This is a genomic window from Cupriavidus sp. FW305-26, assembly GCF_058787975.1.
In genome coordinates, this window is record NZ_JBYTAH010000005.1 from 46099 (window position 1) to 72376 (window position 26278).

At 61.3% G+C, this 26278-nt stretch carries 21 protein-coding genes and 1 pseudogene; 9 read left to right on the forward strand and 13 right to left on the reverse strand.

Annotated features, from left to right (window positions below; genetic code table 11):
- Window positions 1-144 precede the first annotated feature (144 nt).
- Genes AC3WQZ_RS05110 through AC3WQZ_RS05125 form a run of 4 tightly spaced genes read right to left on the reverse strand, consistent with a single transcriptional unit; the run spans window position 145 to window position 5255 of the window.
- Complete coding sequence (locus tag AC3WQZ_RS05110) at window positions 145-558, reverse strand: hypothetical protein (RefSeq protein WP_058697657.1); 414 nt, start codon at window positions 556-558, stop codon at window positions 145-147.
- Complete coding sequence (locus AC3WQZ_RS05115; RefSeq protein ID WP_143010704.1) at window positions 555-2432, reverse strand: site-specific integrase; 1878 nt, start codon at window positions 2430-2432, stop codon at window positions 555-557. The genes AC3WQZ_RS05110 and AC3WQZ_RS05115 overlap by 4 nt, the downstream gene beginning before the upstream one ends.
- A complete protein-coding gene (locus AC3WQZ_RS05120) occupies window positions 2429-4105 on the reverse strand; it encodes a hypothetical protein (protein ID WP_058697659.1) in 1677 nt (558 codons plus the stop codon). The genes AC3WQZ_RS05115 and AC3WQZ_RS05120 overlap by 4 nt, the downstream gene beginning before the upstream one ends.
- Entirely contained in the window at window positions 4092-5255 is a 1164-nt protein-coding gene (locus AC3WQZ_RS05125) for a tyrosine-type recombinase/integrase (RefSeq protein WP_058697660.1), read from the reverse strand. Before AC3WQZ_RS05125 ends, AC3WQZ_RS05120 begins: the two co-directional genes overlap by 14 nt.
- A gap of 385 nt (window positions 5256-5640) precedes the next feature.
- Here AC3WQZ_RS05125 and AC3WQZ_RS05130 point away from each other — a divergent pair.
- Together AC3WQZ_RS05130 and AC3WQZ_RS05135 are read left to right on the forward strand one after the other, a co-directional pair.
- A pseudogene (locus AC3WQZ_RS05130) lies at window positions 5641-6072 on the forward strand (SOS response-associated peptidase family protein); the annotation flags it as partial.
- A gap of 63 nt (window positions 6073-6135) precedes the next feature.
- Window positions 6136-6588, forward strand: a complete 453-nt coding sequence (locus AC3WQZ_RS05135; RefSeq protein WP_058697662.1) for a zinc-finger-containing protein — start codon at window positions 6136-6138, stop codon at window positions 6586-6588.
- A gap of 20 nt (window positions 6589-6608) precedes the next feature.
- On the opposite strand, the gene AC3WQZ_RS05140 is transcribed toward AC3WQZ_RS05135, so the two are convergent.
- The 5 genes from AC3WQZ_RS05140 to AC3WQZ_RS05160 form a co-directional block, all read right to left on the reverse strand.
- Window positions 6609-9758, reverse strand: coding sequence for an error-prone DNA polymerase (locus AC3WQZ_RS05140; protein ID WP_058697663.1), 3150 nt, complete (start codon window positions 9756-9758; stop codon window positions 6609-6611).
- A gap of 5 nt (window positions 9759-9763) precedes the next feature.
- Window positions 9764-11227, reverse strand: a complete 1464-nt coding sequence (locus AC3WQZ_RS05145) for a Y-family DNA polymerase (protein ID WP_058697664.1) — start codon at window positions 11225-11227, stop codon at window positions 9764-9766.
- Window positions 11154-11858, reverse strand: a complete 705-nt coding sequence (imuA, locus tag AC3WQZ_RS05150) for a translesion DNA synthesis-associated protein ImuA (RefSeq protein ID WP_058697665.1) — start codon at window positions 11856-11858, stop codon at window positions 11154-11156. The genes AC3WQZ_RS05145 and imuA overlap by 74 nt, the downstream gene beginning before the upstream one ends.
- 242 nt (window positions 11859-12100) lie before the next feature.
- On the reverse strand, window positions 12101-12880 hold the full coding sequence (locus AC3WQZ_RS05155; RefSeq protein ID WP_058697666.1) for a DUF3800 domain-containing protein: 780 nt from the start codon (window positions 12878-12880) through the stop codon (window positions 12101-12103).
- A 103-nt stretch (window positions 12881-12983) separates the two neighbouring features.
- The gene (locus AC3WQZ_RS05160) at window positions 12984-13133 is read right to left on the reverse strand and encodes a hypothetical protein (protein WP_158577658.1); all 150 of its coding nucleotides are present in this window, start codon (window positions 13131-13133) and stop codon (window positions 12984-12986) included.
- Between the two features lie 770 nt (window positions 13134-13903).
- Here AC3WQZ_RS05160 and AC3WQZ_RS05165 point away from each other — a divergent pair.
- Complete coding sequence (locus tag AC3WQZ_RS05165; RefSeq protein ID WP_454749797.1) at window positions 13904-15304, forward strand: ISNCY family transposase; 1401 nt, start codon at window positions 13904-13906, stop codon at window positions 15302-15304.
- A 276-nt stretch (window positions 15305-15580) separates the two neighbouring features.
- Here the strand turns inward: AC3WQZ_RS05165 and AC3WQZ_RS05170 are convergent, their stop codons facing one another.
- The 3 genes from AC3WQZ_RS05170 to AC3WQZ_RS05180 all read right to left on the reverse strand — a co-directional run bounded on the left by AC3WQZ_RS05170 (window position 15581) and on the right by AC3WQZ_RS05180 (window position 17475).
- Entirely contained in the window at window positions 15581-15910 is a 330-nt protein-coding gene (locus AC3WQZ_RS05170; RefSeq protein ID WP_340520194.1) for a type II toxin-antitoxin system HicB family antitoxin, read from the reverse strand.
- The gene (locus tag AC3WQZ_RS05175; RefSeq protein WP_454749796.1) at window positions 15900-16166 is read right to left on the reverse strand and encodes a toxin HicA; all 267 of its coding nucleotides are present in this window, start codon (window positions 16164-16166) and stop codon (window positions 15900-15902) included. Before AC3WQZ_RS05175 ends, AC3WQZ_RS05170 begins: the two co-directional genes overlap by 11 nt.
- A gap of 385 nt (window positions 16167-16551) precedes the next feature.
- Window positions 16552-17475, reverse strand: a complete 924-nt coding sequence (locus AC3WQZ_RS05180) for a DNA-binding protein (RefSeq protein ID WP_454749795.1) — start codon at window positions 17473-17475, stop codon at window positions 16552-16554.
- Between the two features lie 1025 nt (window positions 17476-18500).
- Here AC3WQZ_RS05180 and AC3WQZ_RS05185 point away from each other — a divergent pair.
- The 6 genes from AC3WQZ_RS05185 to AC3WQZ_RS05210 all read left to right on the forward strand — a co-directional run bounded on the left by AC3WQZ_RS05185 (window position 18501) and on the right by AC3WQZ_RS05210 (window position 25690).
- Entirely contained in the window at window positions 18501-18833 is a 333-nt protein-coding gene (locus tag AC3WQZ_RS05185) for a hypothetical protein (protein ID WP_454749794.1), read from the forward strand.
- Window positions 18834-19072: 239 nt separating this feature from the next.
- Window positions 19073-20443: a Fic family protein gene (locus tag AC3WQZ_RS05190; RefSeq protein WP_454749793.1), complete on the forward strand. Its 1371-nt coding sequence runs from the start codon at window positions 19073-19075 to the stop codon at window positions 20441-20443.
- 260 nt (window positions 20444-20703) lie between these two features.
- A complete protein-coding gene (locus AC3WQZ_RS05195) occupies window positions 20704-21267 on the forward strand; it encodes a hypothetical protein (RefSeq protein ID WP_454749792.1) in 564 nt (187 codons plus the stop codon).
- Complete coding sequence (locus AC3WQZ_RS05200; RefSeq protein ID WP_454749791.1) at window positions 21260-22666, forward strand: TOTE conflict system archaeo-eukaryotic primase domain-containing protein; 1407 nt, start codon at window positions 21260-21262, stop codon at window positions 22664-22666. The genes AC3WQZ_RS05195 and AC3WQZ_RS05200 overlap by 8 nt, the downstream gene beginning before the upstream one ends.
- Window positions 22667-22674: 8 nt before the next feature.
- Window positions 22675-23631 carry a DEAD/DEAH box helicase gene (locus tag AC3WQZ_RS05205; protein ID WP_454749802.1) on the forward strand — a complete coding sequence of 319 codons (957 nt, stop codon included), beginning with the start codon at window positions 22675-22677 and terminating at the stop codon, window positions 23629-23631.
- Between the two features lie 370 nt (window positions 23632-24001).
- The gene (locus AC3WQZ_RS05210; RefSeq protein WP_492300130.1) at window positions 24002-25690 is read left to right on the forward strand and encodes an ATP-binding protein; all 1689 of its coding nucleotides are present in this window, start codon (window positions 24002-24004) and stop codon (window positions 25688-25690) included.
- Here the strand turns inward: AC3WQZ_RS05210 and AC3WQZ_RS05215 are convergent.
- Entirely contained in the window at window positions 25662-25994 is a 333-nt protein-coding gene (locus AC3WQZ_RS05215; RefSeq protein ID WP_454749789.1) for a helix-turn-helix domain-containing protein, read from the reverse strand. The genes AC3WQZ_RS05210 and AC3WQZ_RS05215 overlap by 29 nt on opposite strands.
- Between the last annotated feature and the right edge of the window lie 284 nt (window positions 25995-26278).

Consider the following 26278-nt stretch of genomic DNA (forward strand, 5'->3'; position numbering starts at 1 on the left):
GCTCTTCATGGCCGGAAAGCGACTTCCGCCAACGGCACAAACGGCGATGTCTGTGAATTGGTATCCGGACCAACAATTATCGGAGTCTGTTCCGCGCTTGGTATGGTTTCGTAGCGGCATGATCAGCCTGCGAAGCCGTGGGCGTCAGTTTTGACGTCGCTTGACCATCGGCACCACGTCGGAATCGCCCAGCCGCGACCGTAGCATGGCATTCTCAGCGAGCAATACCTCGTTGATCGATGCCAGCCGACTCACATCCGAGCGGAGGTTTGCAATCTCCTGCCGAAGCTCACGAGTTTTGTCACGTGCCGCCTTTAGCTCCAGTTGCTTTGCGTTGCGCTGAGCGCGACTGTCGCGACCTTGGGCTAGTCGAATGGCTTCAGCGATCTTGGGGTAGTGGTTGTGGATGAGCGGACCGGTCACCCCAGCCTCTTCGGCAACTGCGCTGATGGTAAGCTTCTTCGCCTTGGTGTGGCGAGCACGACCTTGCTGGATTCGAAACATCGCCAGGCGTAGATCCTTCTCGCGCTGATCTGCTGGCTTGCGTTGTTTGCTCATGGCGCGGCAGACTCCGAATTGTCCCCCTGACTCAGGGTCACCAACACATCGCGACAACGCTGCATGTCTCGGCGGACCAGATTTCGTCCGCCTTCGCCGATGTCATCACAGGCTAGCACCTCCTGCAGATGATCATGGAGGCCCCGATAGAGCGGAGCGTACTCTGGCCCGATGACCGCGTTATTGCAGCCGCTGCAACGCGTGCGCTCTAGATCATTGCCGACACACCGGTTATCGTCGGCTGTGCACCACGCATGCCCGTTGCTGCGGATGGACGTACTTTCCGCCAACGACCGAACCATCTGGCGGTGGTCTTTGAAAATGGTCACGGCCTGGCCGCCCCGCCAGGACACGATATTTCGACCGTATCCACCGGCTAGGGCGGTGCCGGGTCGCAGCCAGCCTTCCACGACTTCATTCTTGATGTCGTCGAGTTCAGTCTGGATCTCGGCGTAGAGGGCAATCTCCTGTGACTCGTTGAGAGCGTAGCCTAGCGTCATGTCCATCGACCAATGCTTGAAGTGTGATCGTAAGTACCGCAGGTCTCCGAACTGACTCCGGGCGGCATAGCTTGCGAACTTCCGGCGAAAGTGATGGCTGGCCAAGTCCCAATCCAAGCCGCAATTCTGCGCAAACGATTTCAACGCCTTGTTCCACGCCCCTAGTGACATCGTGCGCACCTGGTTGCCTCTGTTCGGCGTCATGGCCACGAAGACGGCGTTCATATGCAGTTGCGCCTCGGCAAGCTCAGGGTCCAGGGGGTTCTGCGAACGAAGAGCTTCGATCTCGGCCTCGATCACGGCCCGATAGGGAGCAGACCACCGCTCCATCACCTTCAGCGCAGTCACAACCGCCTCAGGAACCATCCACTCTGCGCGGCCTTCGCCTGTCTTGGTGGATTGCGAACGCATCCAGTTGTAAGTCCGGGGCTCACCCTTGTCGTCTGCGGCCGCCTCCGTGGCGTAGCAGGCTCCCCTTTGGACAAAGCCGAGTTCATGGTTGCGGCACCCGGAAAGGCTCGCCACGACGATGTAGCAGGCGGTGCGCAGTTCGATCACCGCCTTGTTGAACTCCCACATGTCCGCCCAGCCCCGACTTCGGACGAAAATACCCTCGGCCGGTGTCTTCCCGCCGGCCGCCTGCCGCAGGATCAAGATCTCATCGCGGACATCAAGAAGATCATCGGCTGCTTCAACCAATGACCAGGCGCGCTGAAAGAGAGTGGTGAACACATCGTCCGGCATAAGCGGGGTCTTGCCTCCCCGAAACCCCGTTCCTTGACCGGTCAGACCGGCCAAGTGGGTGGCCGACGTGCCGGCCCAAGGATGGTCAGGCATTACATCCCTCGTGTACTGACTCAACTCATGGAGCGCCTCGACAGCGCCGTATAGCTGTCCAAGCGAGGAGGCTTTCAGCAGTTCTCCCGCTCTGGCGGAACCTTGCCGCTGGCGATGCTGTCTGCAGAAGTCAACGAACAGCGAGCACGCGAAGGGCGTGACATCGGCCAGCCTAGTGATGTTCAATCGCACCAAGTGCTGCAGGAATGACTTGGCGTCCACAAGGAGCTTCGTCACGGCGCGAGGCGACGGCCTTTTCTTTCCCTCGCGTCCGCGGCGCATGTAGTGCCACAAGATCGCCTTCATCGTGGCCCGCCAGCCCGCGGGTATGGCGTTGAAGTCTACGTACTGTTCCGACGCTCCCTTGTTCGTAGGCTGCCCGACGAGCCGCCACTTTGGGTCGCCGTACCGGCTGAGGATGACCACCTTGCCGTTGATCGTGCAAGTCGAGATGATGGTGGCGGCGAGGTTGTCCTGATCAAGGATTGGCTGGCCGACAGGCTCCTGGTCCAGCGCTCTTCTGGCTAGGGACATCACGCCAGTGAATTCAATTCGTTGATGATTGTGGGGCTGGCCCAGAGGGGGTGAGGATCGTGTCGTGCCCGTTCTCGGGCGGCATTCACCTGCTCAGGCTTGAACAACTTGCGGCGAAGGCCGGCTTGGATGACGTCGCGGTCGATCAGACGAGGGATGTGGGCAAGGTGGTGGTCCCAGCGGCGCTTATCCACGCGCGGGCGCTCGCGCAAGATCCGAAAGTAAAACGAGAACAACCGCCATAGGTCATCGCCGGTGACGACGTAGTTGCGGCAGCGAAGACAGTTCAGAAAGCTTTGGCAAAGGTCGCCGTTTCGTTTTGGGGCATACTCGCCGGCGGTGGTGTCCGAGCACCGGCCAACCGGCGTTCGTTCAGTGGCACCGAGGGTGTTTGTCAAAAGCTCCTCGACCAGCACCAGGCCCATGAAGCGCCAGTTTTTGCGGGCATCTTCGCTAGGTCGCAGGTAGTTGCGCATGGTGACGACGAGTGAGTTCCCAGCCGCGGTCGCGGTGGCGACGACATCGCCGTCCAGAATCTCGTACACGCGGTTGACGAAGGTCTTGCGCAGCCGGCTGACGTTGATCCGCATCGGCTCGCCGTCATCGCCCCGGAGGTCGTACGTCCTGACCAGCTTTTTGATTGCCTCTTCGAGGGTGCCGTGCGTCAGTGCGCTGACGCGACTTTCACTGTCCCTACTTCGTCGATACAGCCATACTCGATCACGAATGTCTTCCGGCGCCTCACGGCGCAGGCCAGCCGTCAGCGCAAGAACGCGGCGAATCAACCCAGCTACCGTGGAGCGCAGTGTCGGCGTAGATTCCACAACACGCATCACGGAATTGGATGCGCGCAGCGCCACCTTGGTGGAGGAGTAACCTCGGCGCTTGAACACGACCAGAAACTCTATTCCTTCCTTTGGATGCGCGCGCAGGCAGTTCATCGGCATCTCTAGCAATGGCGTGGTGTTCCGACCCGTGTGCAAGGCTACGACCAGCAGGGCATAGGCTGCTAGTGTTGCCGTGGGTTCTGCGTCCTCTCCAAACAGTGGCTGCACCGCCGTCCTCACGGCAAGCGTGAAGGCCTTCTTCTCGGTGGCAGATAGCGGGCGCTCCCCTTTGCCTCCGCGTGTCGAGCCGGGGAAGGGGTTGCTGGGGAACGTGGCTTCACTGCCGCGTTCGATCACGTGGACCAGTCCTCGCCGTCCCAAGGCCTGCAAGACGGACTTGGTATAGCTGTACGCCGTTCGCTGCGAGTCCGTGGCGATGCCTTGGTCTCGGAGAAAGAGCAGGTAGCTATCTATGGTGTCGCGGGTGATGTCGGTCAGGCGCATCGGTCGGCCGTTTGCGGTGCCGAGCATGGTTAGGTGCGTCAAAAATCTCGCGAGGCCTAGTTTGCAGTAGCCCACGACAGTCGTCACCTGGACGTCTGAGTCCTGCTTGCCGAGGAAGCGCTCAACCTGCCGCTGACAGGCATAGGTGATCGGGTCAATGCCGACGCCGTACCAAGGGGCGAACTCGAATGTCCGGAGCCTGGTGGTGTTCCGTCCGAATCTCACTTCAGTGCAGCTCGGAGGCATTGCTGCCGCGGTGATGACGATCCTCCCCTCAGCATCGCGCTCATGCTCTATCTGAGGAATTGTCAGATCCGTCTTGAAGAAGGTCTTACGCTTGCCCATTCAGCGCATCCGCCAGGTCATTGAGTTCGTCGTCGTACGCCAGCACAGCCTCGTCAGCCAATTCATTGACCAGATGCAGGTACACCATCGTGGTCTGCACTGAGGCGTGGCCCAACTGCTGCTTCAGAAACACCAGGGGTTCGATTCGGCTTCGGTCGCGGACCCGCTGGAGCGAGACGAGGGTGTGAGTCGCGTACGTATGGCGCAGAAGGTGAGCCCACACGCGAACGCCGGCCTTCCTGCCGATCTCCTTGATAATACGATTCAGACTTTTTCCATCGTCCGTAAACCGCTCGCCGAACTGATTGAGGAACAGCGCCTTTTGCGGCGCCCCGCTTAGCGAGGAGCGCAGGCCGCGCTCATGGATTGCGTAGTGGTTCAGGTCCTTCATCAGCCGCCGGCCGATGTAGATTGAGCGCGGCTTGTTGCCTTTGGTCTGCATCCCTTGGCCATCCTCAGGATCAAGGTGGACACGGATGTTGCGCTCTGGCCGTCCGGCAAGGTCTGGATCGAAGACATAGGCGCGCGGGAAGGAGGCCAGTTCCTCCCGGCGCAGGCCAGAGCCCACGGCAAGCCTAATAATCATGCGATGATGAGGGTTAGCGGCTGCAGTCAATAGGGCATGGACTTGTGTGAGGGTGAGATATTGAGGCAGGTCCTTGCGAGCCCTCGGCATCACATCGCGCACGGCTTTCGTTCCGCCACTTCCATCGGCATGCGCGAGAAAGCCCCCCGTACGCATCGTTCGTCGCGTCTCATAGCCAAAAGGAAGCTGCTTGATCCAGCCCCTCTGCTGTGCGAAGGAATAGAACTCGCACACGTATAAGAGACGGTTCCGTACAGTATTGCGTTGGAGACCCGCAGTTTTGAAGCAGTAGTCTCGATAGGCGGCGAGCAGCGTTTTTTTCTCTCCGCGATCTACGTCGTCCCAACGCAGGTCGTGCGCCTGAAGGAAGCTGAAGTAGTCGTAAAGAGAACGCCCTGTCGGTTCCCAAGAATTACGCGAGCCGATAGCACCGCGGAGCAGGTAGTGGCGCAGGAATTCGTTGGCTTCCGCGCAGCTCTCCATGCTGTCCCATAGGAGGATTGGGAAGCCGGGGTAGGGCCGCCCGCCCATAACAAGATCCTCAGTCGATGCGACAAGACGCATCAGAGCTGCTTGGCCTTCAACACTGCTACGGCGCGCTTGAAGTCGAGCCGCATCAGGTGCATTACCAGATCGACCGCACCTCCACCGCCTCGGTTCGCACGTGTATCTAGGAACCGGGGTCCCGTGCACAGGATTTCGTAGTCCACGCCGTCCACGTTCGCGTGCCAGCGAGTTGTGCCATGGCTCTGCCGTGGTCTAAATTGCCCATCCTGCTTGGCGTATTCAGCAACTGCACGAAGGACCACGACCGCCTCCAGTCTTCGCCAGCGCGCGAGAGTGAAGTTATCCACAACCCTCCGACCCATTTTTCCCTCCCCCGCGCCCCCACCGGCTACTCGTCTTGGAAAGACTAGTAAAATTCCTAACAGATACAAGGTTCCAGAACAACGCCAGACGCGACAATTTGAAGAAGGCATGGCGACAGCTATACGGCTATCGACACGGCATCATGATCGTCAATGCTTTCTACGAAAATGTCGCACGGCATCGGATGGAGCAGCGAGAGCTGGCACCTGGCGAGCAGCAAGAGAGCGTGGTTTTGGAGTTCAGGCCCGAGCCGCAGCAGGACATGTTGGTGGCGTGTCTATGGTCGATCAGCAAAGGAGGAGAGGGCGAGGCCGATCTCTATTCCTTCGCTGCCATTACCGACGAGCCGCCCGCTGAGGTGTCGGCCGCAGGGCATGATCGTTGTATCGTGCCAGTCAAGCCCGAGCATGTGGAAGCCTGGTTGAATCCCGACGCGAAGAACTTGGCCGCGCTCGATGCAATCCTGGACGACCGGAACCAGCCCTACTACGAGCACCGGTTGGCAGCGTAGGGAACGAAGAATCCCGATTCCATGTCGTAGAATCGCTCACCTCCTGGCAACTCAGGGTCATTGATGCGTGTTGGCCGACCGATACCTGCTCCTCCTCAGCCCCTCTGCGATTACTGCGGCGGGAAGGCGGTTCTTGCCCGCGTGGGAGAAGAGGCATACCCGTATTTGGAGGACCACGGGCCTGTGTGGATCTGCTCCCCGTGCCAGGCGTGGATCGGCGTGCGTGCGCGAAGCAAGCAACACACCCCGCTTGGAAGATTGGCCGACGCGGCATTGCGCGAAAAGAAGAGCCGACTGCACGATGCCCTCGATCCGTTGGTCACTGCGAAGATGCGGCGCGACGGTGTCAATGCCTTTGAGGCGAGGGGCAAGGCAATGAAGTGGCTGATTGCATCGCTCCGCATTCCAGTCGACAGTCCCAGCATCCATGCCCTTTCGCTTGAGCAGTGCGAACAGGCCATCCAATGCATCGCCGAGTTCCAGGCCTCACGTGGGCGAGAGCCTTCGGGTTCCTGATGAGGGCAACGAGGATACTGTTAGCAGAAATTCCTGCTCGCGGTGTCCAGGGATCCAAGCATGGGCGACAAGTCGACAAAGCGTTGCGCGATCAGGTGCCGCACCTCGCCTTCGCATTGCCACTGGCCATAGACACCGAGTAGGGAGGCCGTCAATACCTCGCGTCGGTACTTCTCCATCACGGACGGCCAGACGATGACGCTGACGGTACCGGTCTCGTCCTCCAATGACAAGAAGACCACGCCATTCGCCGTGCTCGGCCGCTGCCGTACGGTCACGATTCCGCAGCCACGGGCAATCTGCCGCGTCGCGTAGGTGGCAAGCACGTCGGCGGGCACAAAGCGCAATGCAGCAAGCTTGTGGCGGAGCAGGGCAAGCGGGTGGCGGTTCAGCGTGAGGCCGAGCGAGCGATAGTCGCTGACGATCTCCTCGCCTTCCGTTGGCTGTGAGAGTTCGGGCATTGGCTCGTCCAGATCCGCGGGCCGCAGCAGATCCTTGTCAGGTACCGCTGCAGCCGCCTGCCACATCGCCTGGCGTCGACTACCCGTAAGGCCAATCAACGCATTGCCAGCGGCCAGTACATTGACATCGTGCCGGTCTAGCGACGCTCTGCGAGCAAGAACCTTGACGGAGGCGAAGGGCCGGAGTGCGCGTGCCGTTTCGATGCGTTCGGCCGCTTCGCGGCGCATGCCCCTCAGCTGCGAGAGGCCCAGGCGTACAGCCAGCACCGAGCCTTCATGACTTTCCAGGCTGGCGTCCCAGCCACTCACTGTCACATCAACAGGAAGAACCGTGACGCCATGGCGCTTGGCGTCCTGCACCAGCTGGGATGGCGTGTAGAAGCCCATCGGCTGGCTATTCAGCATGGCGCAGAGGAAGGCGTCAGGCTCGTGGCACTTGAGCCACGCACTCGCGTAGACGAGAAGTGCGAAGCTTGCTGCATGGCTTTCCGGAAAGCCGTACTCGCCGAAGCCCTGGATCTGCCGGAAGATGCTCTCCGCGAACTCCAGATCGTAGCCGCGCTCGAGCATGCCCGTCACGATGCGTTCGTGGTATCGCTCCAACCCACCTTTTCGCTTCCAGGCGGCCATGGCGCGACGCAGTTGATCCGCTTCCCCAGCTGAGAAGCCTGCCGCCAGCATGGCTACCTGCATCACCTGTTCCTGAAAGATCGGTACACCCAGCGTGCGGGACAGGGCTTGCTCCATCTCCGGGCTCGGATAGCTGACCGGCTCCAAGCCCTGCCGGCGACGCAGGTAGGGATGCACCATGCCACCCTGAACCGGGCCCGGCCGAACGATCGCCACTTCGATGACGAGGTCATAGAAGGTGCGCGGCTTCAAGCGGGGCAGCATCGACATCTGGGCGCGCGACTCAATCTGGAACACGCCCACCGTATCCGCCCGCGAAATCATCTCGTAGGTCTTCGGATCTTCCGCTGGAATGTCCTGCAGCTCAAAGGCTTCTCCGCGTTGTTGCGTCACCAGATCCAGGGCTCGCCGGATCGCAGACAGCATGCCGAGCGCGAGGACATCAACCTTGAGCAACCCCAAGGCGTCAAGGTCGTCCTTGTCCCACTGGATCACGCTGCGATCGGCCATGGCCGCGTTCTCGATTGGCACCAGCCTGGAAAGCTTGCCACGCGCGAGCACAAAACCTCCTGTGTGCTGGGAGAGATGCCGCGGGAAGCCAAGCAGCGACACGGCCATGTGTGCCCAGCGTTGGGACAATGCCGCTTCCGTATCCACGCCGCTTTCGCCAAAACGCTTAAGGAGATCCGCTTTGCTGTCGAACCAATGGTGAGATTTCGCGACCAGGTCGACGATCGCGGGATCCACACCTAATGCCTTGCCTGTGTCGCGCAGCGCGCTGCGAGGCCGGTAGGTGGTCACCGCGGCAGCCAGTGCCGCGCGGTCCCTCCCGTACTTGCGATACAGGTACTGGATCACCTCCTCGCGGCGCTGATGCTCGAAGTCGACGTCGATATCGGGCGGCTCGGCGCGCTCTTTTGAAATGAACCGCTCGAACAGCAGGTTGCCGCGTGCCGGGTCAACTTCGGTAATGCCGAGACAGTAGCAGACGGCGGAATTGGCTGCGGACCCGCGACCCTGGCAGAGAATGCCGTTGGAGCGGGCGAACCGCACGATGTCGTAGACCGTCAGGAAATAGGGTTCATACGACATGTCGCGGATCAGTGCGAATTCATGTTCGAGTTGCTGCTGGACGGCAAGGGGGATGCCGTCCGGATAGCGACGGTGCGCGCCGACATAGGCTTCGCCCCGCAGATAGTCGGACGGCGTGACGCCATCCGGCACCACTTCTTCGGGATACTCGTAACGGAGCTCGTCCAGCGAAAATTGACACAGGTTTGCAATGTGGACCGACTCCGTCAGGTAGCGGTGCGGGTAAATGTTGGCGAGTCGCAAGCGGGAGCGCAGGTGCTGCTCGGCGTTAGGCAGGAGGTCATACCCACATTCGGGAACCGGGCGATGCACACGGATGGCAGTCAGCACGTCATGCATCGGCTTGCGCGAGCGTACGTGCATGGTGACGTTGCCAGTGGCGACGATGCGCAGGTGATGTCGCGCCGCGGCCGCTTCGACCGTGCCGCGGTGGATATCGTCCATCGGCTTGTAGAGCAGGCTCAATCCCATCCACGCCCTGCCAGCAAAAGTCGCGCTCACCCATGCCGATTGCGCCTCCAGCTTCTCGGCCGCCACGCCATAGTCCGGCGTGAACACGATCAAGCAATCTGGCAGCCCCTTCAGATGCTCGGACGGCGCTTCGGGCGCGGCCAAGTCGCGTGGGGTCAGCACATAGGAACCCTTGGCGGCGCGCATGCGCGCGAGCGTGATCAGTTCGCACAAGTTGCCATAACCTTCGCGGTTACGGGCAAGCGCAAGGAATGAGAGCGCGGGAGAGCCGTCGGCGTTCTGCAGCCGGAACCAGGCGCCAATTACAAGGCGAAGGCCGGCATTCCTGGCCTCTGTGTGGGCACGAACGATGCCCGCTAGCGAGCACTCGTCCGTGATGGCGAGCGCGTGGTAGCCCAACTGAGCGGCGCGCTCAGCGAGCTCTTCCGGCCGTGAGGCGCCGGCGAGGAAGGAGAAGTTGGAGCGGCAGTGCAGTTCCGCGTAGGCGGGCAGACCTGCCTTGGCGTTGATGTCCATGGTTTTCAGCCGAAGAGGCCATGCAGATACCACCGAGCCTCATCGCCTTCTCGGCTGCCCATGCGTTCCTGAAAGATCCAGTAGCAGGTGTGGTCCTTCGCCTCCGCAACGAAATAGTCGCGTGTCACCAGCTGGCCGCCCCACCAGCCCGACTCGATGCGCTCAGGCGGTGAGACGATACGCAGTGGCGATCCGTAGAAGGGACGGTGGTCGCGTTCAATCAGCGGCACCGGCTTGCCGAGCAGCCAAACAGGACGTGGCAGGCCTGCGGGCAACGTTGCGCTGGGCGGCTTGTCAGTGGCAGACTGCCAGCTGTTGGCGACTTCCGGGCGGTAGTCTGCACGCAAGCACGGTTGGCGGACATTGTCAGCGCCGAGGCGTGCCACCAGCAACTCAAGCAGGCGTGCATGGTCCGCCGGCGTGCCGCCCGGTTCTGGAAACAATGAATCGCTGGGGGGTGCCACCGGCTCGGTCTCGATGGCAGACACCGCGACGGCAATCATCGGCGCCTCGACAGTCAGCCGCGTCAGACGCTCTTTGAGCAGGCGAACCAAATGCTCTTCATGCCAGTTGGGCTCGGCCAGCGCAATCTCAATCTTCGTTGGTGCGATGGCAGCGGGGCCGCGCTCGTGGCGCAGTTCGACCGCAAACCGCTTGATGGCCAGGTGCCGGGCGGTTAGCCAGCCGACCATCTGTACCAGCAAGCCGCGAGTGTAGGCAAGGGCGGACTCAGCGTTGTCCATCCTATCCGGAAGATCCACCGCGGCGTCAAACGATGGGGGAGCTTCGACCCATTCGAAGACTTCAGGTGCTTCCCCATGGGCGCGATCCAACGCCTCAAGGATGGCGGCGCCGCATCGGCGCTGCAGGCCTGCGCGCGGCAGCCGGCGCAGGTCTCCTAGCGTCCGACAGCCGAGTCCGTCCAGCCACTCATCAAACGGCCGCGCCGCCGGCAGGATCGCAACGGGGATGCCGACCAGCGCTCGCACCAATGTGGGCATACTTAATGCCGTTCCGCCACCAGAGCGCGCAAGTAGCCAAGCGCCTTCGGCGGTTGGTGCGCATCCCGCGACAGGACTGAACCCCATTGCCCTGACGGCCGCCAGCATCCGTTGCCGCAGCTTGCGGACGCCGCCGAATAGTCGCAGCGTGGTGCTGATGTCGACAAGCACCGCCGCCTCCTCGGACGCAGCGACATTGGGCGAGAACTGCAGCATCGCCATCATGACACGCTCGAGCGCCGCCAGTTCTGCGCAACCATCGCGGTCAAAGAGAATGGTCTGCGGTGCGATCGTCTGTACGCCACCGCGGCGCATTGCCGGCTTCACGCCGGCCGCAATGGCCAGCGGCGACGCCATATGCACGCGCTCCCTGTCCAGGACAGCAACCGCTAGCTCAGTGGACCAGTTCGGTCGGAATACTTCGAGGGGCAGGGACGACAGGCGCAGGCAGATCCACAGGCGCAGCATGGCGATACAACAGAATGGGGGAGGGCTGCAGCGCTATGTGGAGCGGCGATTCCTGCTGCGGGCCTCGACGCTTAACGAACTGCACACGAATTCCGTCCGATGCGGGCTCCAATGTCAGGCGCAGCGGCGCCGGCGAGGCATCGCGTGCACAGGCCGTCGGACGAACCACGAAGAAAAGGACATCGGAGGCTTGGGCGGCAAGATGCAGACGCCGAAGCGCATCGTTACGCAGGTGCGACTGCCAAAAGACGAGCGCTCCGCAGGTCCCGGCGCGCAAGATCTGCTCCGCGGCCCACAGGGCGTCAGCGGTGTGCCGGGTTTCGATCCAGAGAGTCTGCGCGGACGGGACGCCCCAGTTGGCGAGCGCCAACGCTTGAGGCGCGTGCGGCGGTGCCAGAAGCGCGACAGGGCGGTTCGAGCGCGCGACGAGAGCAGGGCGTAGCAAGCGCAACTCGCCGATACCCGGCTGGCGCTGCAGCAACTCCGTCAGGCAACCGATCGGCCAGCCGCCGCCCGGAAGCTCCTTGTCGAGCGACGGATACCCGGTTGGAACGGTGCGTGCGTTGCCCCGAGCAAGCTGCGAGGCAAGCCAAAGTGACGGATGAATGGATTCTGGGGCGACGGTTAGCATGGCGAGCTCCTGCCCCCAGTGTACTGTATATTTATACAGTATTCACCTGCATTATCCGTCACATGAGCGGTTCCATCGCGCGATCGCTGCCACCAGCGGCCAACCAGCCCTGTTGCGAAAATCGCATCAGGGCTCGTATAATTTGGGTGTTGCAGGCAAGCGCGGAGCTTGTAGAGGTCGTCGAAAGACGGCAGCCCGTTTTGGGTGGGATCCTCGAATCCGGGGCCTGCAACCGTCTTTTCTCAGTCGTCGCGCACCGCGGCGATCACACGCCGACGCTCCCCATCTTCTGCGTCGCCGCACCAAAACTTCAAGCCGTAGCCGTCCACCTGTCCATTGCGCCGATACAGGTTGCGTGCGAGCATGCGCAGGTATCGGTCTTCCGTCTCCCCATACTGATTTCTGTGGACTGCGTAGAACGCGCTCGTCGCCACGGCGTCGGCGACCTGCAGGCCTGCCAACTGGTCGTGATTCACTGCGCGCACGCCATCAAGGTCGAGGCTGTCCCAATGGATGCGGCAGTCTTCCCGGCCCTGCAGTCGCACAAGGTAATGATGGAGGTCGGCATAGGACATCGCCGATCGGTTCGAGAAAATCAGTTCGGCCTTACCATCACCCTCACCAGGGCGCGCGGTATCCCTGCACAGCCAGCTCACGCGTTCCAGCAAAAGGCGGATCGTGTAGCGGTATAAGGAAAACGCCTCCTGCTGAAAAACCTCCGGGTCGGCGATTGAGGGCTTGTGGACCAGCACATGCACGTGCCGCAGTGGCGCCTCCCCAATCATGCGCGCCAGAGGCACCCGGTGCTCATGCCGCAGGTTGCGAAAATGCAGGGGCGATTTAGCAGGCTTCCTCAGTAGCTCCCTAGCGTTCTTGACGAGTTGCACCATTGCTAGGTCGTTCACAGTGCGAACTACCGTGGCGGACTGGACGAACCACCTCGAACTACCTTGCTCGTTGGGAAGGAACACAAATCCTTCGTCGCCCGACTCGTCGATATAGACGCGAAAGCTGGAGGTCATGCGTGATGCGTTGGTTATATGAGGGTGCCATTATGAGGCACACCAAAGGGCCGGGCTTCAAAATGATCTCGCTATGGACGCTACTTGGCCGGACGGACGTGCCCTATCCGTTGTCGGAAATGGCGGCAGGCGTCTGTAGTGGGCGCCCCGTCACGCCGATCACGATCTGCAACGCGCTGCTGGCGATCAGGGCGAACCGACACTTGTCGATGTCGAAGTCCTTGGTGTCCACGCTGAACAAGGGGTCGGCCATCGGCCTTGTGTGGGCTCATAAATCTGGAAGAATGCGTGGCAGGAGTTTTACTGGCTTGCCCTTCTGGGACTTCTCGAGGGGCGACCAATCTTCTGTTCCTGGGCTGCCACTTCTTATGGCAGAAACGTTCCCCTTCGGACCAGAAAGTCTTTGCAACGGTAGTTGAACGATTGAGCAGTTCCTCCAGCCGCAGCCCTTCCACCACGGTGGTATGGTCTTCGCTGCAGCAGCTCATGGCACAACCTCGCACGGCCTTGCCCTCGATGCAGCCACTCCTCCAGGCGAGTGCCTGGTCGGAGGTCGCGGCGACCGGCGTCGAAGTCGGCGCGCCAGGCTCGTGCGTTTAGAGTGACAGCCAGCGGCTAGAGGCCTTTTGTCGCGGCCTCACGATGAACTTGCGGCCGGCGCTGTCACAATCGCTAACTAATTTGATAGCTTACTTCACGACCTCGAAGCTACGAGCCTCTCTCTGATATAAATGCTAATAATTTCAGTAAGTTAGAAGAAGCGCTTCTATTTGCTGGTCATTTGATAGCGCGTACCGCAGGCCTCCATTTATGGAAAGAAGCCAGGAAGAGGTCCACGCTGCGCTGTTATGTGCGTGCTGTGCCCGGTCGCACTGAATGATTTAACATAAAAAGTATTATGCGAACGGAACGTGTGGCGGCAAAGTTGTAATGTCCGGTTCTAGCAAAGTTGAAATGTCCGCCTGAGGCGCCCGTTCGTGGTATTCAGCCTGCCCGGTTGAATGCAATGGAGGATGTCCGGGGATGGCGGGAACCGAGGTCATTACAGTAAGCATGCGTGAGTTAGACAGGCTCAAGATCGTCCAGGCGGTCGTGGATGGTCAGTTGCGGCCCGGCGTGGCCGCCGAACGACTCGAGATTACGGACCGGCAATTCCGGCGGCTGCTGGAGCGCTACCGGCAGGAAGGCGCATCCGGGCTGGTTTCTCGCCGGCGCGGTCGACCCAGCAACAATCGCATGCCAGCGGACCGCGAATCCGTGGCCCTCGGCCTGATTCGGGAACACTACGCCGACTTTGGTCCAACGCTCGCGGCTGAGAAGCTGCGAGAGCGCCATGGGCTAACGTTGTCCAAAGAAACGATCCGCCGACTGATGACGGTAGCCGGCCTGTGGGTGCCACGCAAACAGCGGCCGCCGAAGGTCTACCAGCCTCGTAACCGGCGCGCCTGCTATGGCGAACTGATCCAGATCGACGGCAGCGATCACCGCTGGTTCGAGGAGCGGGCACCGGCCTGCACGCTGCTGGTCTATGTCGACGACGCCACCAGCCAGATCATGGAACTGCGCTTCACTCATTCGGAATCCACGTTCACATACTTTGCGGCGACGCGGGCCTACCTGGAGCGCCACGGCAAGCCGGTGGCGTTTTACAGCGACAAGGCCAGCGTTTTTCGGATCAACAAGAAAGGAGCAACCAGTGGCGACGGCCACACCCAGTTTGCGCGGGCCTTGTTCGAGCTGAACATCGAAGGCATCTGCGCCAACAGCAGCCAGGCCAAGGGCCGTGTCGAGCGGACTCACCTGACCTTGCAGGACAGACTGGTCAAGGAGTTGCGCCTGCGTGGGATCAACACGATGGAGGCAGCCAATGCCTTCATGGCAGAATTCATCGCTGACTATAACGCGCGCTTTGCCAAGGCGCCGCGCAATGACCACAACGCCCATCGGCCGCTGCGTCCAGACGAGAACCTGGACCTTATCTTCGCGTGGCGCGAGCCGCGCTGTGTGTCCAAGAGCCTGACGATCCAGTACGACAAGATGCTCTACCTGCTGAGGGATACGCCCGAGCATCGGAAGCTGGCCGGTCGCTACATCGATGTCTATCACTACCCGGATGGCAGGATCGAGCCTCGGGCCAATGGCACGGCCCTGCCCTACACCATCTACGATCGGCTCTCGGAAGTGGATCAGGGCGCGATCGTCGACAACAAGCGCCTGGGGCACGTGCTGCAGTTGGCGCAATACGTTCAGGAGAAACGCGACAACACGCGGTCATTATCTGTGCCTGGCACGGAGGGAGCTCCCCGCAAGCGTGGACGACCGCCCGGCAAGAAGTCGCAGCGGTCGCTCGGGCAGAACGATATGTTGGAAGCTCTGCAACGCTTACAGCAGCAGCCGTGGCCGCTTAACGGAACGGAGAACTGAAACTCAGCTTGCTACTGGAATTCAAATCCGCTCCGCTGGCATGACATCTTCACCCTGAGCCGAACTCACTCGAGTCAGGCCAGCACCACCGCCCTACGGGAACCCCAAAAGACTGAACAAACAAGCTGGAAGGACAAAGGACAACCGGACATTTCAACTTTGCTGGTGACCGGACATTACAACTTTGCCTGGACAGAACGGTAGACATCATTTTATACCTCAAGCGTCAGTTTGACGCCGAGGCCGCCTTCGCCGGGAAAATTTGATTTGCATTCCCTATGCCAGAACAGCCAAGCGAGCGCTGACGAGACGGTTAAGGCTGACGCCTTGCTCCGCCGCCTGAGTCGCCAAGGAACGATGCAACTCCGGCGGGATCCGAAGCGATAGGACGCCGCTATATTGCTTGTCCGCCAGCGGGACGGGGATTTCTTCGCCACCTGACTTCATGTCGGCAACGGCTTCGGCAACGACCTGCCGGATACCGGCTAAGGCTTCTTCAGGCGTTGATGCGAGCCAAGACAATGAAGGGAACTCCGCGCATAGCCCGACGTGCTCCCCGTCCTCGGTCGACCAAGTTACTCGGTACGTGTAGTGGTCAGTTGGCATTTTTTCCCTCCTGCAGCTTCTCAATCGCTTTCAGCACTTGGCGCACCTGGTACACCTGGTACACCTTGGCTTTTCCCTTGTCATTCTGAACGTTCCCACGTGGGTCGCCCGGCCAAGGTGTTTTAAACACCGCATGGCTACTTCCCGATTGTCTGGCGGTACCGAAATATGCTTCGCACACCTTTATGAGGTCCGAAAACCGCACATTGGCAGGCTCCCGGCGCATCTGTTCCAAGGTCCTACGGGTGTCTGTCATGATGGGGATGGTAGCAATAGTGCCACCATCTGGCAATCAAAGTGCGCGCATGTCTCAGAACACCTTACCCGGCAAAAACACAGTGGAGCCGTCCGTGCGCGCCGGCCGCGCGGGACGGTTGAAAGGCTGGTGTTTAACACCTCAAGTGCGATGCTCACGCTACGCCCGGATCTTCGGCATCGGCTTCAGGTTCTGCATCTTGCGCTTGCCGCTGAAACCCAGGTAATGCAAGTCGCTTGCCGTTTAGTGCAGCAGCAAGAGCGGTTGCACGGCCGGGCTCAGCGCGGTGGCCAAAATGGGCCCGACGCAGTATCCGGGGAGATCTCGCAGGACCCAGGCTGTTATACGACCACCCAGGAGTCCGTACTGGAGATGCCGATCGCGGTTAGCGCCGCCTACGGGATCGCGCCGGCGGTTTGCTTTCGTCGGCCCCCACGGCGTTCGCGCTCGCTTCGTCCGGTTGCTGACTTCCAACGGCGGCCGTCTCCGCGCCCTTGGCCCCCAAGTGAGCACGCAACGCTCTCAGCTCGGCCTGTGCCTCAGCGGCCAGGCTAACCGCTTCAATGAGCTTGTCCTGCGTGGACTGATGCGCGGCGTGTACCTCTGTCAGTTCCTGGCGTGCTTGCCCTTCCCGCGTCTCGGCGCTACTCAAACGCGCTTCAGCCCGTTGGCGAGCCGCCTCTTCTGCCGCGCGCTGGGCTTCGGCAACTGCCGCGGCCTTGTCGGCCGCTGCGCGCAAAGCCTGCTCGCTCCCCAATTGACCCCGTACCGCGGCCAATTCGTCCTCCAGGCGAGACACTGCTTCCAGGCGCAGTTCCGCTTGTGCAAGCGCGCGCCGTACCCGTGCCAACTCCTCCTGTTGGCGCGCCGCCCCTTGCTGCAGGCGCTCGATTTCGTCGGCCTGCTCGTTCGCCCTGCCCGCGACGGTATCGCGATCGGTCGTCACTTCCAAGAGCTGCTGAGCCAGGTCGTCTCGCTCTTTTTCAAGCGCTTCGCCGTTCGCTGCCATCGCGGCGAGCTCATTCATCGCCTGCGCCAGGGCGGCCTCCGCTTCGGCGGCCGCTTCCTCGGCGACTTTGGACAACTCGGCACCCAGCGCGGCAAGCAGGCGTGAATTCGGTTCGCTGAGCTTGCGTAGTGGCCGCTTCTGCTGCTGTTCCTGCCAGGTCGACCAGTACCGATGAATCGTGTTCATACTGCCGCTGCCCAATCGCTCCCGCACCGCGGTCAGCGTTGGCTTTAGCTGTTGGGCGACCAGCGCCTCGGCAACCGCGACCACTTGCTCGTAGGTGATGCCCGGACGTGCCATTTCGTATTGCTCGCGCTCCCGTTGATATCGTACTAAAAATAATACGATACGATACGAAAAACAAGTATGAAACGATGGTGAAGGAGATGGGCGTATGGCCCCGAGCACACGCCGCCGAGCAGCTCGGCCACCTAACGTGGAAGGTCGCGAGCGGCCAAGGGTCTCCCTCGAGACGGGTGGCGACCTCGTCGCATGGCCGCAACGACTCGAGGTGCTCTTTCCGGCCGGCATGGATGCGAATCGAAAGCGCGAAAGTGCCGCCCCGTTCGCGGCTGTCGCTCCTTGACTTCACATCCGCGCCGATAGAGTAGAAGCATCCCCTTTCGACGACGATGCAAATGCTCTCCCGCCAAACGCAGCTCTCCCTGTTCCCGACCTCTTCGGGCCGCGTCCACCTCGCCAACGCTCCGGCGCTGCTGCTGCTTGCCTGTTCCGGCACGAAGCTCGACCGGCAGGCGCGTGCCATTGACCTCTACCAAGGCGTGATGTACGAATCCCTATCGGGAGCACCTGCGACGGGAGGCCAGACCGAATGTCCTGATCCTCTCCGCACGTCACGATGGATCCGCACGCGGTGATCGATCCCTACGACCAGCGCATGACCGCGCCACGTGCCGACGCGATGTTGGCCGATCTGCCAGCATTCGCGGGATCAGCGAACTGGCCAGCCCAGGTCGGCAAGGTATTGCTGGCCGCCGGCAAGGAGTACCGCCGTGTCATGCGCGCCGCGCTCGCTCGCCAGTACAACACCACGCTGCCGGCCATTCAGGAAACGACCGGCGGCATCGGTGGCATGCAGCGCTCACAGCTCGGCGCGTTTCTCGACGGTCTTGCGCCGAGGTTCAACGAGCCGATGGGCCATCACCCCAATGGCACGCCGCTCTACCGGCGCTACGGCTGGATCGAAGCCGGTGCCCATCCGGACCGACCGCCGACGTGGAGGTCGAGGAAATCATCCGCGGTCGCACCAGCATTGGCCCTCGCTGGGTCGGCGCGGCGGATCTTCACCCGCTGCAGGAGGCCGCGTGAGCGAATTCGAAAAAGCGCTGCACCAGGAGGCGAAGGCCCTCAGCGAGAATCTCGATGGCACAGCTGGCCAACTATTGGCCCTCACGCACGCCGGCTACAAGGCGTGGGCCAAGGAAGGCAATCTGCATTTCCCGGAGCCAAAGCGCCACGCCCTCCTCCACGAGATCCTGCGCTACTGCGCCTACGGGAGTTTGCTCGAGTGCAGTCCGACGCAATGGGATAGCCTGCGGCAGATTGCCGAGATGTTGGATGCGCGGTACCCACGTTATGCGTGCACGCGAGCGCGTCTGCAAGCGCGTCGCAACCGCTATGGCAGACCGTGCGTCTAACATGCCAACGGTGCGTGCCCTGCCGCCCAACTGCCAGCGATACCCGCCTCGTCCGAGGCGGCCGGCGCGGATCGCCGCCCCTCTCACAAGGCGCTCGCGATCGCTGGCCGCGCCGGGTATCCCATGCATCACTAAAGCAAATCTTCAAACTGCGCCACATCCGCGCCAATTTGTGGCGCAATTCGAAAAACTGCGCCACAATCATGCCACCCCCTCAAGCGAACTGCGCCACGGCCCATATGTCCGCTGCCCACGCCCTGTTAGAAAGCATTCGGAAAGCCTCCGCGGGATTGATGCTCGCCGAGTTGCTGGCACAGCATCCCGACGTTGCGCGGCGGACAGCCCAACGCTGGATCAGCCAATGGATCGATGGCGGACAGGTCACGGCAATCGGCGAAGGGCGCGCCCGTCGTTATTTCGGGGCGAAAACGACAGAGGTTGCCGCGACCGCGCCGGAGCGAGACCGCTTCCCAGGTTACATCCCACTTTCCGCCGACAGCCGCGACATCGTGGCGTATATCGATCAGCCTCCGGAGGCGCGCAAGCCCGTGGGCTACCAACGCGACTTCCTTGACGCCTATCAGCCCAATGTCACACGATACCTGTCGGAATCGCTTCGGCGTCAGTTACACAAGATGGGCAAGACCGCACAGGCTGATGCCCCCGCGGGCACCTACAGCAGGGCCATCCTGAACCGGCTGCTGATCGACCTGTCATGGGCATCGAGTCATTTGGAGGGCAACACCTATTCCCGCCTGGACACCCGTGAGCTGATTGAGCACGGGAAGGCGGCGCAAGGCAAGGCGGCCATCGAAACCCAGATGATCCTCAACCACAAGACTGCCATCGAACTGCTAGTGGAGAACGTCGGTACGGTCGGTTTCGACCGCTATACCTTGATGAACCTGCATAGCGCCTTGTCGGAGAACCTGTTGCCCAACCCCGCCGATGAAGGCCGGATTCGCCAGCACGCCGTGGACATTGGCCAAAGTGTTTACCGCCCCCTGTCAGCACCACAGCAAATTGAGGAGGCACTAGATGTCCTGCTCGAGAAAGTGAACCAGATTGCCGATCCCTTCGAACAATCATTCTTCGTGCTGGTGCACCTGCCATACCTGCAGCCATTCGCGGACGTCAACAAACGCACCTCGCGCCTGGCGGCCAATCTGCCGCTGTTCCGTGCAAACCTTTGTCCGCTGACGTTCCTGGATGTGCCGGAGCAAGCTTATAGCCGCGCCATCCTTGGCATGTATGAGATGACCCGCGTCGAATTGCTGCGCGATCTCTTCGTTTGGGCCTACGAGCGCTCAACGCAAGAGTACCTGGCCATCAAGCAGGATCTGGCGGAACCCGATCCGCTACGCCTAGCCTGGCGTGATGTGATCAAACAAACGATCCGGGACGTCGTGCTGCACCCCGATCAGGATGCGCTATCCGTGATTCGGCAAGTCGTCATGGCAAAAGTGCCAGAGGTTGATCGTGACAACGTGCAAGCGCTGATTGTAGAAGAGCTCCGACGGCTACACGAGGGCGTACTGGCCCGCTACGGATTGCGCCCCTCGGAACTCGCAGCTTGGAAGGCACCCCAGGTGGCTGGGCCTCCCAACTGATTACATTGCCGCCACGTGAACAAGCTCTCCACTCTGCACGCTCCCGGTAGGGGGCGCAGCGGGGAAGCCTGTCCCGAAAAGAAGGGACGCCCGCGCGGATTCTACGAAACCGAAGTCCCGCGCTGCGGCTGGTCGGTAGCCAAACAACGCAGGGAGCGGCGAGTCGCGGCCTGGAGCTGCATTGTCGGACGTGCCACTCCAAAGCGCCCGCGCTGCTACCTACGACACGGGCGCGGATCTTCCACAGAAGGAGCATGTCAATGCCGGACGTAAAGCCTAAGGCCGCCCACAAATCCTCGCCCTCCTGGAGCGATGTCAAAACCAAGCTGGCCGACTTCGACCGTGCCGGCCTGATCGGGCTGGTACAGGCCCTGTACGTGGCGAGTAAGGACAACCAGGCCTTCCTGCACGCCCGGTTTACCCTGGGCCAGGATGTGCTCAAGCCATACAAAGTGACCATCGACCGCTGGCTGTGGCCGGATCTGTTCAAGAATCAGGACACCTCGGTAGCCAAGGCGAAAAAGGCGATCTCGGAGTACAAGAAGGCCAATGGCCAGCCGGAAGGGATGGCCGAACTGATGGTGTTCTATTGCGAACGGGCGTCCGGCTTCAGCGCTGATGTTGGCTACCAGGACGATGGCTATTTCGACGCCTTGGTGCGGATGTTCGACCAGTCGCTGCAAATGATCGCTACCTTGTCTGATACACAGCGGCCGGCACTCTGGGCCCGTCTTGCCCAAGTACGTCGTACCAGTGACAATTTCGGCTACGGGGTGGGCGATGACATGGACGAATTGCTGGCCGAGTATGGCGTCGATGGCTGATCGTGATGCGTTCGCCGCGCTGCGAGCCGAGAACGCCCGCCTGATCGCGTTACTGGAAGCGCATGGCATCGAATGGCGCTTGCGGCCGAAGGAGGCCGCGCCTGGCGTTCAGGATGCGGAACGGTCGCGCTTTTCCACGGTCGACAAGGTGGCGCTGTTCCGCCGGTTGTTTCGCGGCCGCACGGATGCCTACCCGATCCGTTGGGAGAGCAAGTCCACAGGCAAGTCTGGCTACGCGCCAGCTTGCGCCAACGAATGGCGCGCCGGCGTTTGCGAGAAGCCGCGCATCAAGTGCGGCGACTGCGGCAACCGCTTGCTGATCCCGCTCTCGGACCAGGTCATCTACGACCATTTGGCCGGTGAACACACGGTGGGCGTCTATCCGCTGCTGGAAGACGACGCCTGCTACTTTCTCGCCGCCGATTTCGATGAGGCCGAGTGGCGCGACGATGCCCGTGCCTTCGTGCAGTCCTGCGGGGCACTGGGAGTGCCGGTCGCGCTGGAGATTTCCCGATCCGGCCAGGGCGCGCATGCCTGGGTCTTCTTCGCGGGCAAGGTGCCGGCGCGCGATGCGCGTCGCCTGGGCACAGCCATCATCAGCCACACCTGCTCGCGCAGCCGGCAGCTCAAGCTGGCGTCCTATGACCGTCTGTTTCCCAACCAGGACACGATGCCAAAGGGCGGCTTTGGCAATCTGATCGCGCTGCCACTGCAGAAGCGACCGCGTGAGCAGGGCTGTAGCGTGTTCGTCGACGCCAATCTCCATCCCTATCCCGACCAGTGGGCGTTCCTAGCGTCAATCCAGCCAATGGTACCGCACGACATCGAGCCAACCATCTTTCGTGCCACCGGTAGCGTCCACCCGTTGGATGTCACCTTCATCGGCGATGAGGACTTAGCCACGCCATGGAAGCACGAAGCGTCGAGGGCAAAGAAGCTCACAGGCAAGATGCCGGAGTCGCTGACCGTCACCCTGGCCAATTTGATCTATTTTGAGAAGGCGCAACTGCCGCAGCCGCTGGCCAACCGCCTGATTCGTCTGGCGGCATTCCAGAACCCCGAGTTCTACAAGGCGCAAGCGATGCGGATGTCAGTGTGGGACAAGCCACGCGTGATCGGCAATGCAGAAAACTACCCGCAGCACATCGCCCTGCCGCGCGGCTGTCTCAATGCCGCGCTGGAACTGCTGCGCGACAACGACATCCACTGTGATCTACGCGACGAGCGCTACTCGGGTGAGCCCATCGATGTTGGCTTTGTCGGCACGCTGCGCCTGGACCAAGAGGCCGCTATTGCCGGGATGTTGCCACATGATGCTGGCGTGCTATGCGCACCGACCGCCTTCGGCAAGACGGTGACCGCGGCCGCCATGATCGCTCGTCGCGGTGTAAACGTGTAAACACCTTGGTGCTGGTGCATCGCACGGAACTGCTCAAGCAATGGCAAGAGCGCCTGCAAGCCTTTCTGGGCGTCGGCAAAGGCGTGGTGGGCACCATCGGCGGCGGCAAGTTCAAGCCTTCCGGCAAGATTGACATCGCAGTGATGCAATCTCTGTCGCGGCAGGGCGAAGTCAACCCACTGGTCGAGCACTACGCTCATGTCATCGTCGATGAATGTCACCACATCGGCGCAGTGTCGTTCGATGCGATCTTGAAACGGGCCAAGGCAAAGTACGTGCTCGGCCTGACCGCCACCCCGATTCGACGGGATGGCCAGCAGCCGATCATCTTCATGCAGTGCGGGCCGATCCGGTACACGGCGGCGAAGCCGGCCAGCGCACCTCACGCGCTGGAGGTCGTACCGCACACATGCCTTTCGCGAATCGAGCTGCCGTCAGAGTCTGGCATTCAGGAGGTATTCCGGCATCTGGTCCACGACCAGGTCCGCACCGACGCCATCGCTGCGGAAGTGCTCGAGGCCTTCAAGAAAGGCCGCAAGATTTTGCTGCTGACAGAGCGCACCGAACATCTCGAGGCCATCCAGGCTGCACTGGACGGGCAAGTTTCCTCCCTATTCGTGCTGCACGGGCGGATGTCGAAGCCGCGACGCGCCGCATTGATCGCGGCGCTCGACGCCCTGCCAGCCGACGCGCCTCGCGTCTTGCTGGCGATTGGCAAGCTGGTTGGCGAAGGGTTCGACCACCCGCCACTCGACACCCTGGTGCTGGCGATGCCTGTGTCGTGGCGGGGAACCCTGCAACAGTACGCGGGCCGGCTGCACCGGGAACATGCCGATAAGACTGACGTACGGATCATCGATTTTGTCGACATTGGCCACGCGGCACTACTGCGGATGTGGGACAAGCGCCAACGAGGGTACCGGGCAATGGGGTATCGGATGCTGGGAGAGGCTGGGACGGAGTGATTGTCTCCCTGCAGCTGGGTACCTACGAGCGCCGATTTCCCCCCGCAACGCCTAGGTTGCCGCCCACGCCGCGGCCGAGGAAAAGCCGCCTGCAGAAGGCGGCACCGCATCGGATGGTCCAGCAAGGCATAAGGCACGTCCGCACGCCAAGCGAAGGGGACATTTCCGCACCGATCGAGGACCGCATCCGAGAATAACGCCCATCCTGATCGAGGCCCTACTCTTCCGGCCAGGTATGCTGGCACGGGGAGTCATTCGGGGGAATTGCGCGAGTCCAGCTAACTTGGGGTTCGTAGGAGGCAGCGGAGAGCAGAAGGAGTATCTTTCAGAATAAGAAACCTTTTTGTAACTTATACGAAAACCCGCGATTTTGGAGCTCATCAACGAGCCCATCCCGTTCACAAAGGAGGCTAGTTTTTCCGCCGCAGGCCTTCTGCTGCCTAGCTTTTCTGGCGACAAACATTTAAGATACATTGATGTAACTAAAGTAGAAAGCATGGCCTCCTGGGAATTCTACGGACGGATGGCAACGCTGGAGACGCTGGACCGGATCATTCATGGTCCAAACTGGTTCTTCTGCCGCATCCAAGGCCGACGACGCATTGGCAAGACAACCCTGCTGCGCGAGCTATCCAAGAGCGAACCGTCGCTAATTGCCCGGATGGTCTACATGCAGATACCAGACTCAGACGAGCGAGATGTGGCGGCTGGGTTCCGTCGGGCGCTGGAAGACTGCGAATCCGAGATCGCAAATGCCCTGGCCCCGCAAGTCACTGACTTCGCCTCGATGGCTCGCGTGATTGGCGATCTATGCCGCCGCGGCCTGATCGTCGTGTTGGACGAATTCCAGTATTTCACGGCGACGAGGCTCTACGCCTTCAACTCATTCCTGCAGGAGCAAGTGGACCGGCTGCGCGATACGCAAGGGGGCGGGCTGTTTGTCCTTGGCTCCCTGCAGTCGGAAATGAGCGCGCTCCTCGACGACAAGGGTGCGCCGCTCTTTGGGCGGCTCACCGCGACTATCGATCTGCAGCACTGGGATTTCCAGGACTTGATCGAGGTGTACCGCGCCCACGATATCCGCGAACCGCACCATTGGCTCACGCTCTGGGGCTTCTTCGAGGGCGTTCCCAAGTTCTACCGGGACGCGTACGACCAAGGCCTGTTTCAGGTGGGCGCCCAGTTTCAGGAAGCCTTGCTCGAGCGGATGTTCCTTCGTGAAGGCAGCCCTCTGGCCGAAGAAGCAGACACATCCTTCCTCCGTGAGGTGAAGGGCAGACTGCTCTCGGTCCTAAATTTCCTCTCGGAACATCCGGGCTCGAGCCACGGGCAACTGGTCGGCACACTGCTCCGGGATGAAGACGAAGCGTCATTGAAGGTCACAGTCAAGCGCTTGGTCGAGAATTACCATATGGTCGACAAACGCCACCCGGTGTTCTCGGAGAGCAAGAGCCGCAACGCCCGCTATTACATCACCGACAACTTTCTGCAGGCGTGGCTGTCGGTCGTGAAGCCGGCGCGAGACGCTTCCCGCATGCGGCCGCTATCGAAGGCGATCGATCTGACTCTCCCTCGGCTGCACGGGCACGAGGGATACGCGTTCGAGAAGCTGATTCGTCAGTTGCACGTAGAGTGTTCGCGAAAGGGCGTGGGCGATTTCTCGCTGACCTCCATCGAACTGGGCTACTGGAATCGGCCCCGAGACGAACAGAACGCGATCGAGATCGACATCGTCGCACTCGACGAGGACGCGCGGCATATCCGCTTCGGCTCGTGCAAGCGCAGTGCGAGCAAGCACATCCGGTCCTCGCTTTCCGAATTTGAGCGACACATTGAGCGATTCATGTCGACAAAGGAGGGGCGCCGGGTGAAAGGGTGGACGTTGACCAAGGCGCTGTTCTCGCCAGTCTTTTCTGACGAAGAGGCTCGGGCGTTGACGGCCGCTGGCTACCAGTGCCTGGACTTGCCAGCGTACGTCAGGATGCTAACGTCTTCGCGGTCAGTGCGCACCGCCGACATGAGTCCGCATGCTATTCCCAAGCCACCTCACCGCCTTTGACCGCATGGGCCGCAGCCCGCTCGAGCAAAGGTGCATGCGCCTTGGGCACGACCAGCATTGTCAAACCCAGTCCGTCCAACACACGCAGGACGTGCTCGAGATTGACGCCCTTGCCATTCTCTAACTTGGACAGCATGCCGACCGAGACACCGCAACTCCTCGCCGCTTGGTCAATGGGCATCCCGCCACCTGCCCGAGTGGCTCGGATGCGGTCGCCCAGTTGCTGAATGGTACGGATGGTTGCGCGCGATGGAAGCGTCGAATCAGGGAGTGGTCGTGGCATTGGGTCCGACAGGCGGCTCATTGATTGTTTCGTGATCGTGAAATTATAATCGAGGAGCCAGTACTCTCTCCGCGGGCGTGAAGATTCCGTTTTGGCGGGACGTGTGCTGCATTTGTCTGATGCGGTTGGGACCCGTGCTGAATATCGGCCAACGAGTGCATGCCCAGCGCGATAACCAGCGAGACCTTGACCTACCGTCACGCACCCCCATTGGCCAACCACCACGACACCTCGAGTTGCGTGTGCCGGGAACCAAACCGCAGTGACGGTTGAGCGCATATGACCCCGCCGAACGGCAGGAGCAT

What these genes read in the sequence shown, in the direction of transcription:
- AC3WQZ_RS05110 (WP_058697657.1), bottom strand. Translation starts at nt 558, where the DNA reads ATGAGCAAACAACGCAAGCCAGCAGATCAGCGCGAGAAGGATCTACGC.
- AC3WQZ_RS05120 (WP_058697659.1), bottom strand. Translation starts at nt 4,105, where the DNA reads ATGGGCAAGCGTAAGACCTTCTTCAAGACGGATCTGACAATTCCTCAG.
- AC3WQZ_RS05125 (WP_058697660.1), bottom strand. Translation starts at nt 5,255, where the DNA reads ATGCGTCTTGTCGCATCGACTGAGGATCTTGTTATGGGCGGGCGGCCC.
- AC3WQZ_RS05135 (WP_058697662.1), top strand. Translation starts at nt 6,136, where the DNA reads ATGCGTGTTGGCCGACCGATACCTGCTCCTCCTCAGCCCCTCTGCGAT.
- AC3WQZ_RS05140 (WP_058697663.1), bottom strand. Translation starts at nt 9,758, where the DNA reads ATGGACATCAACGCCAAGGCAGGTCTGCCCGCCTACGCGGAACTGCAC.
- AC3WQZ_RS05145 (WP_058697664.1), bottom strand. Translation starts at nt 11,227, where the DNA reads ATGCTGCGCCTGTGGATCTGCCTGCGCCTGTCGTCCCTGCCCCTCGAA.
- imuA (WP_058697665.1), bottom strand. Translation starts at nt 11,858, where the DNA reads ATGCTAACCGTCGCCCCAGAATCCATTCATCCGTCACTTTGGCTTGCC.
- AC3WQZ_RS05155 (WP_058697666.1), bottom strand. Translation starts at nt 12,880, where the DNA reads ATGACCTCCAGCTTTCGCGTCTATATCGACGAGTCGGGCGACGAAGGA.
- AC3WQZ_RS05160 (WP_158577658.1), bottom strand. Translation starts at nt 13,133, where the DNA reads ATGGCCGACCCCTTGTTCAGCGTGGACACCAAGGACTTCGACATCGAC.
- AC3WQZ_RS05165 (WP_454749797.1), top strand. Translation starts at nt 13,904, where the DNA reads ATGGCGGGAACCGAGGTCATTACAGTAAGCATGCGTGAGTTAGACAGG.
- AC3WQZ_RS05170 (WP_340520194.1), bottom strand. Translation starts at nt 15,910, where the DNA reads ATGCCAACTGACCACTACACGTACCGAGTAACTTGGTCGACCGAGGAC.
- AC3WQZ_RS05175 (WP_454749796.1), bottom strand. Translation starts at nt 16,166, where the DNA reads ATGACAGACACCCGTAGGACCTTGGAACAGATGCGCCGGGAGCCTGCC.
- AC3WQZ_RS05180 (WP_454749795.1), bottom strand. Translation starts at nt 17,475, where the DNA reads ATGGCACGTCCGGGCATCACCTACGAGCAAGTGGTCGCGGTTGCCGAG.
- AC3WQZ_RS05190 (WP_454749793.1), top strand. Translation starts at nt 19,073, where the DNA reads ATGTCCGCTGCCCACGCCCTGTTAGAAAGCATTCGGAAAGCCTCCGCG.
- AC3WQZ_RS05195 (WP_454749792.1), top strand. Translation starts at nt 20,704, where the DNA reads ATGCCGGACGTAAAGCCTAAGGCCGCCCACAAATCCTCGCCCTCCTGG.
- AC3WQZ_RS05200 (WP_454749791.1), top strand. Translation starts at nt 21,260, where the DNA reads ATGGCTGATCGTGATGCGTTCGCCGCGCTGCGAGCCGAGAACGCCCGC.
- AC3WQZ_RS05215 (WP_454749789.1), bottom strand. Translation starts at nt 25,994, where the DNA reads ATGAGCCGCCTGTCGGACCCAATGCCACGACCACTCCCTGATTCGACG.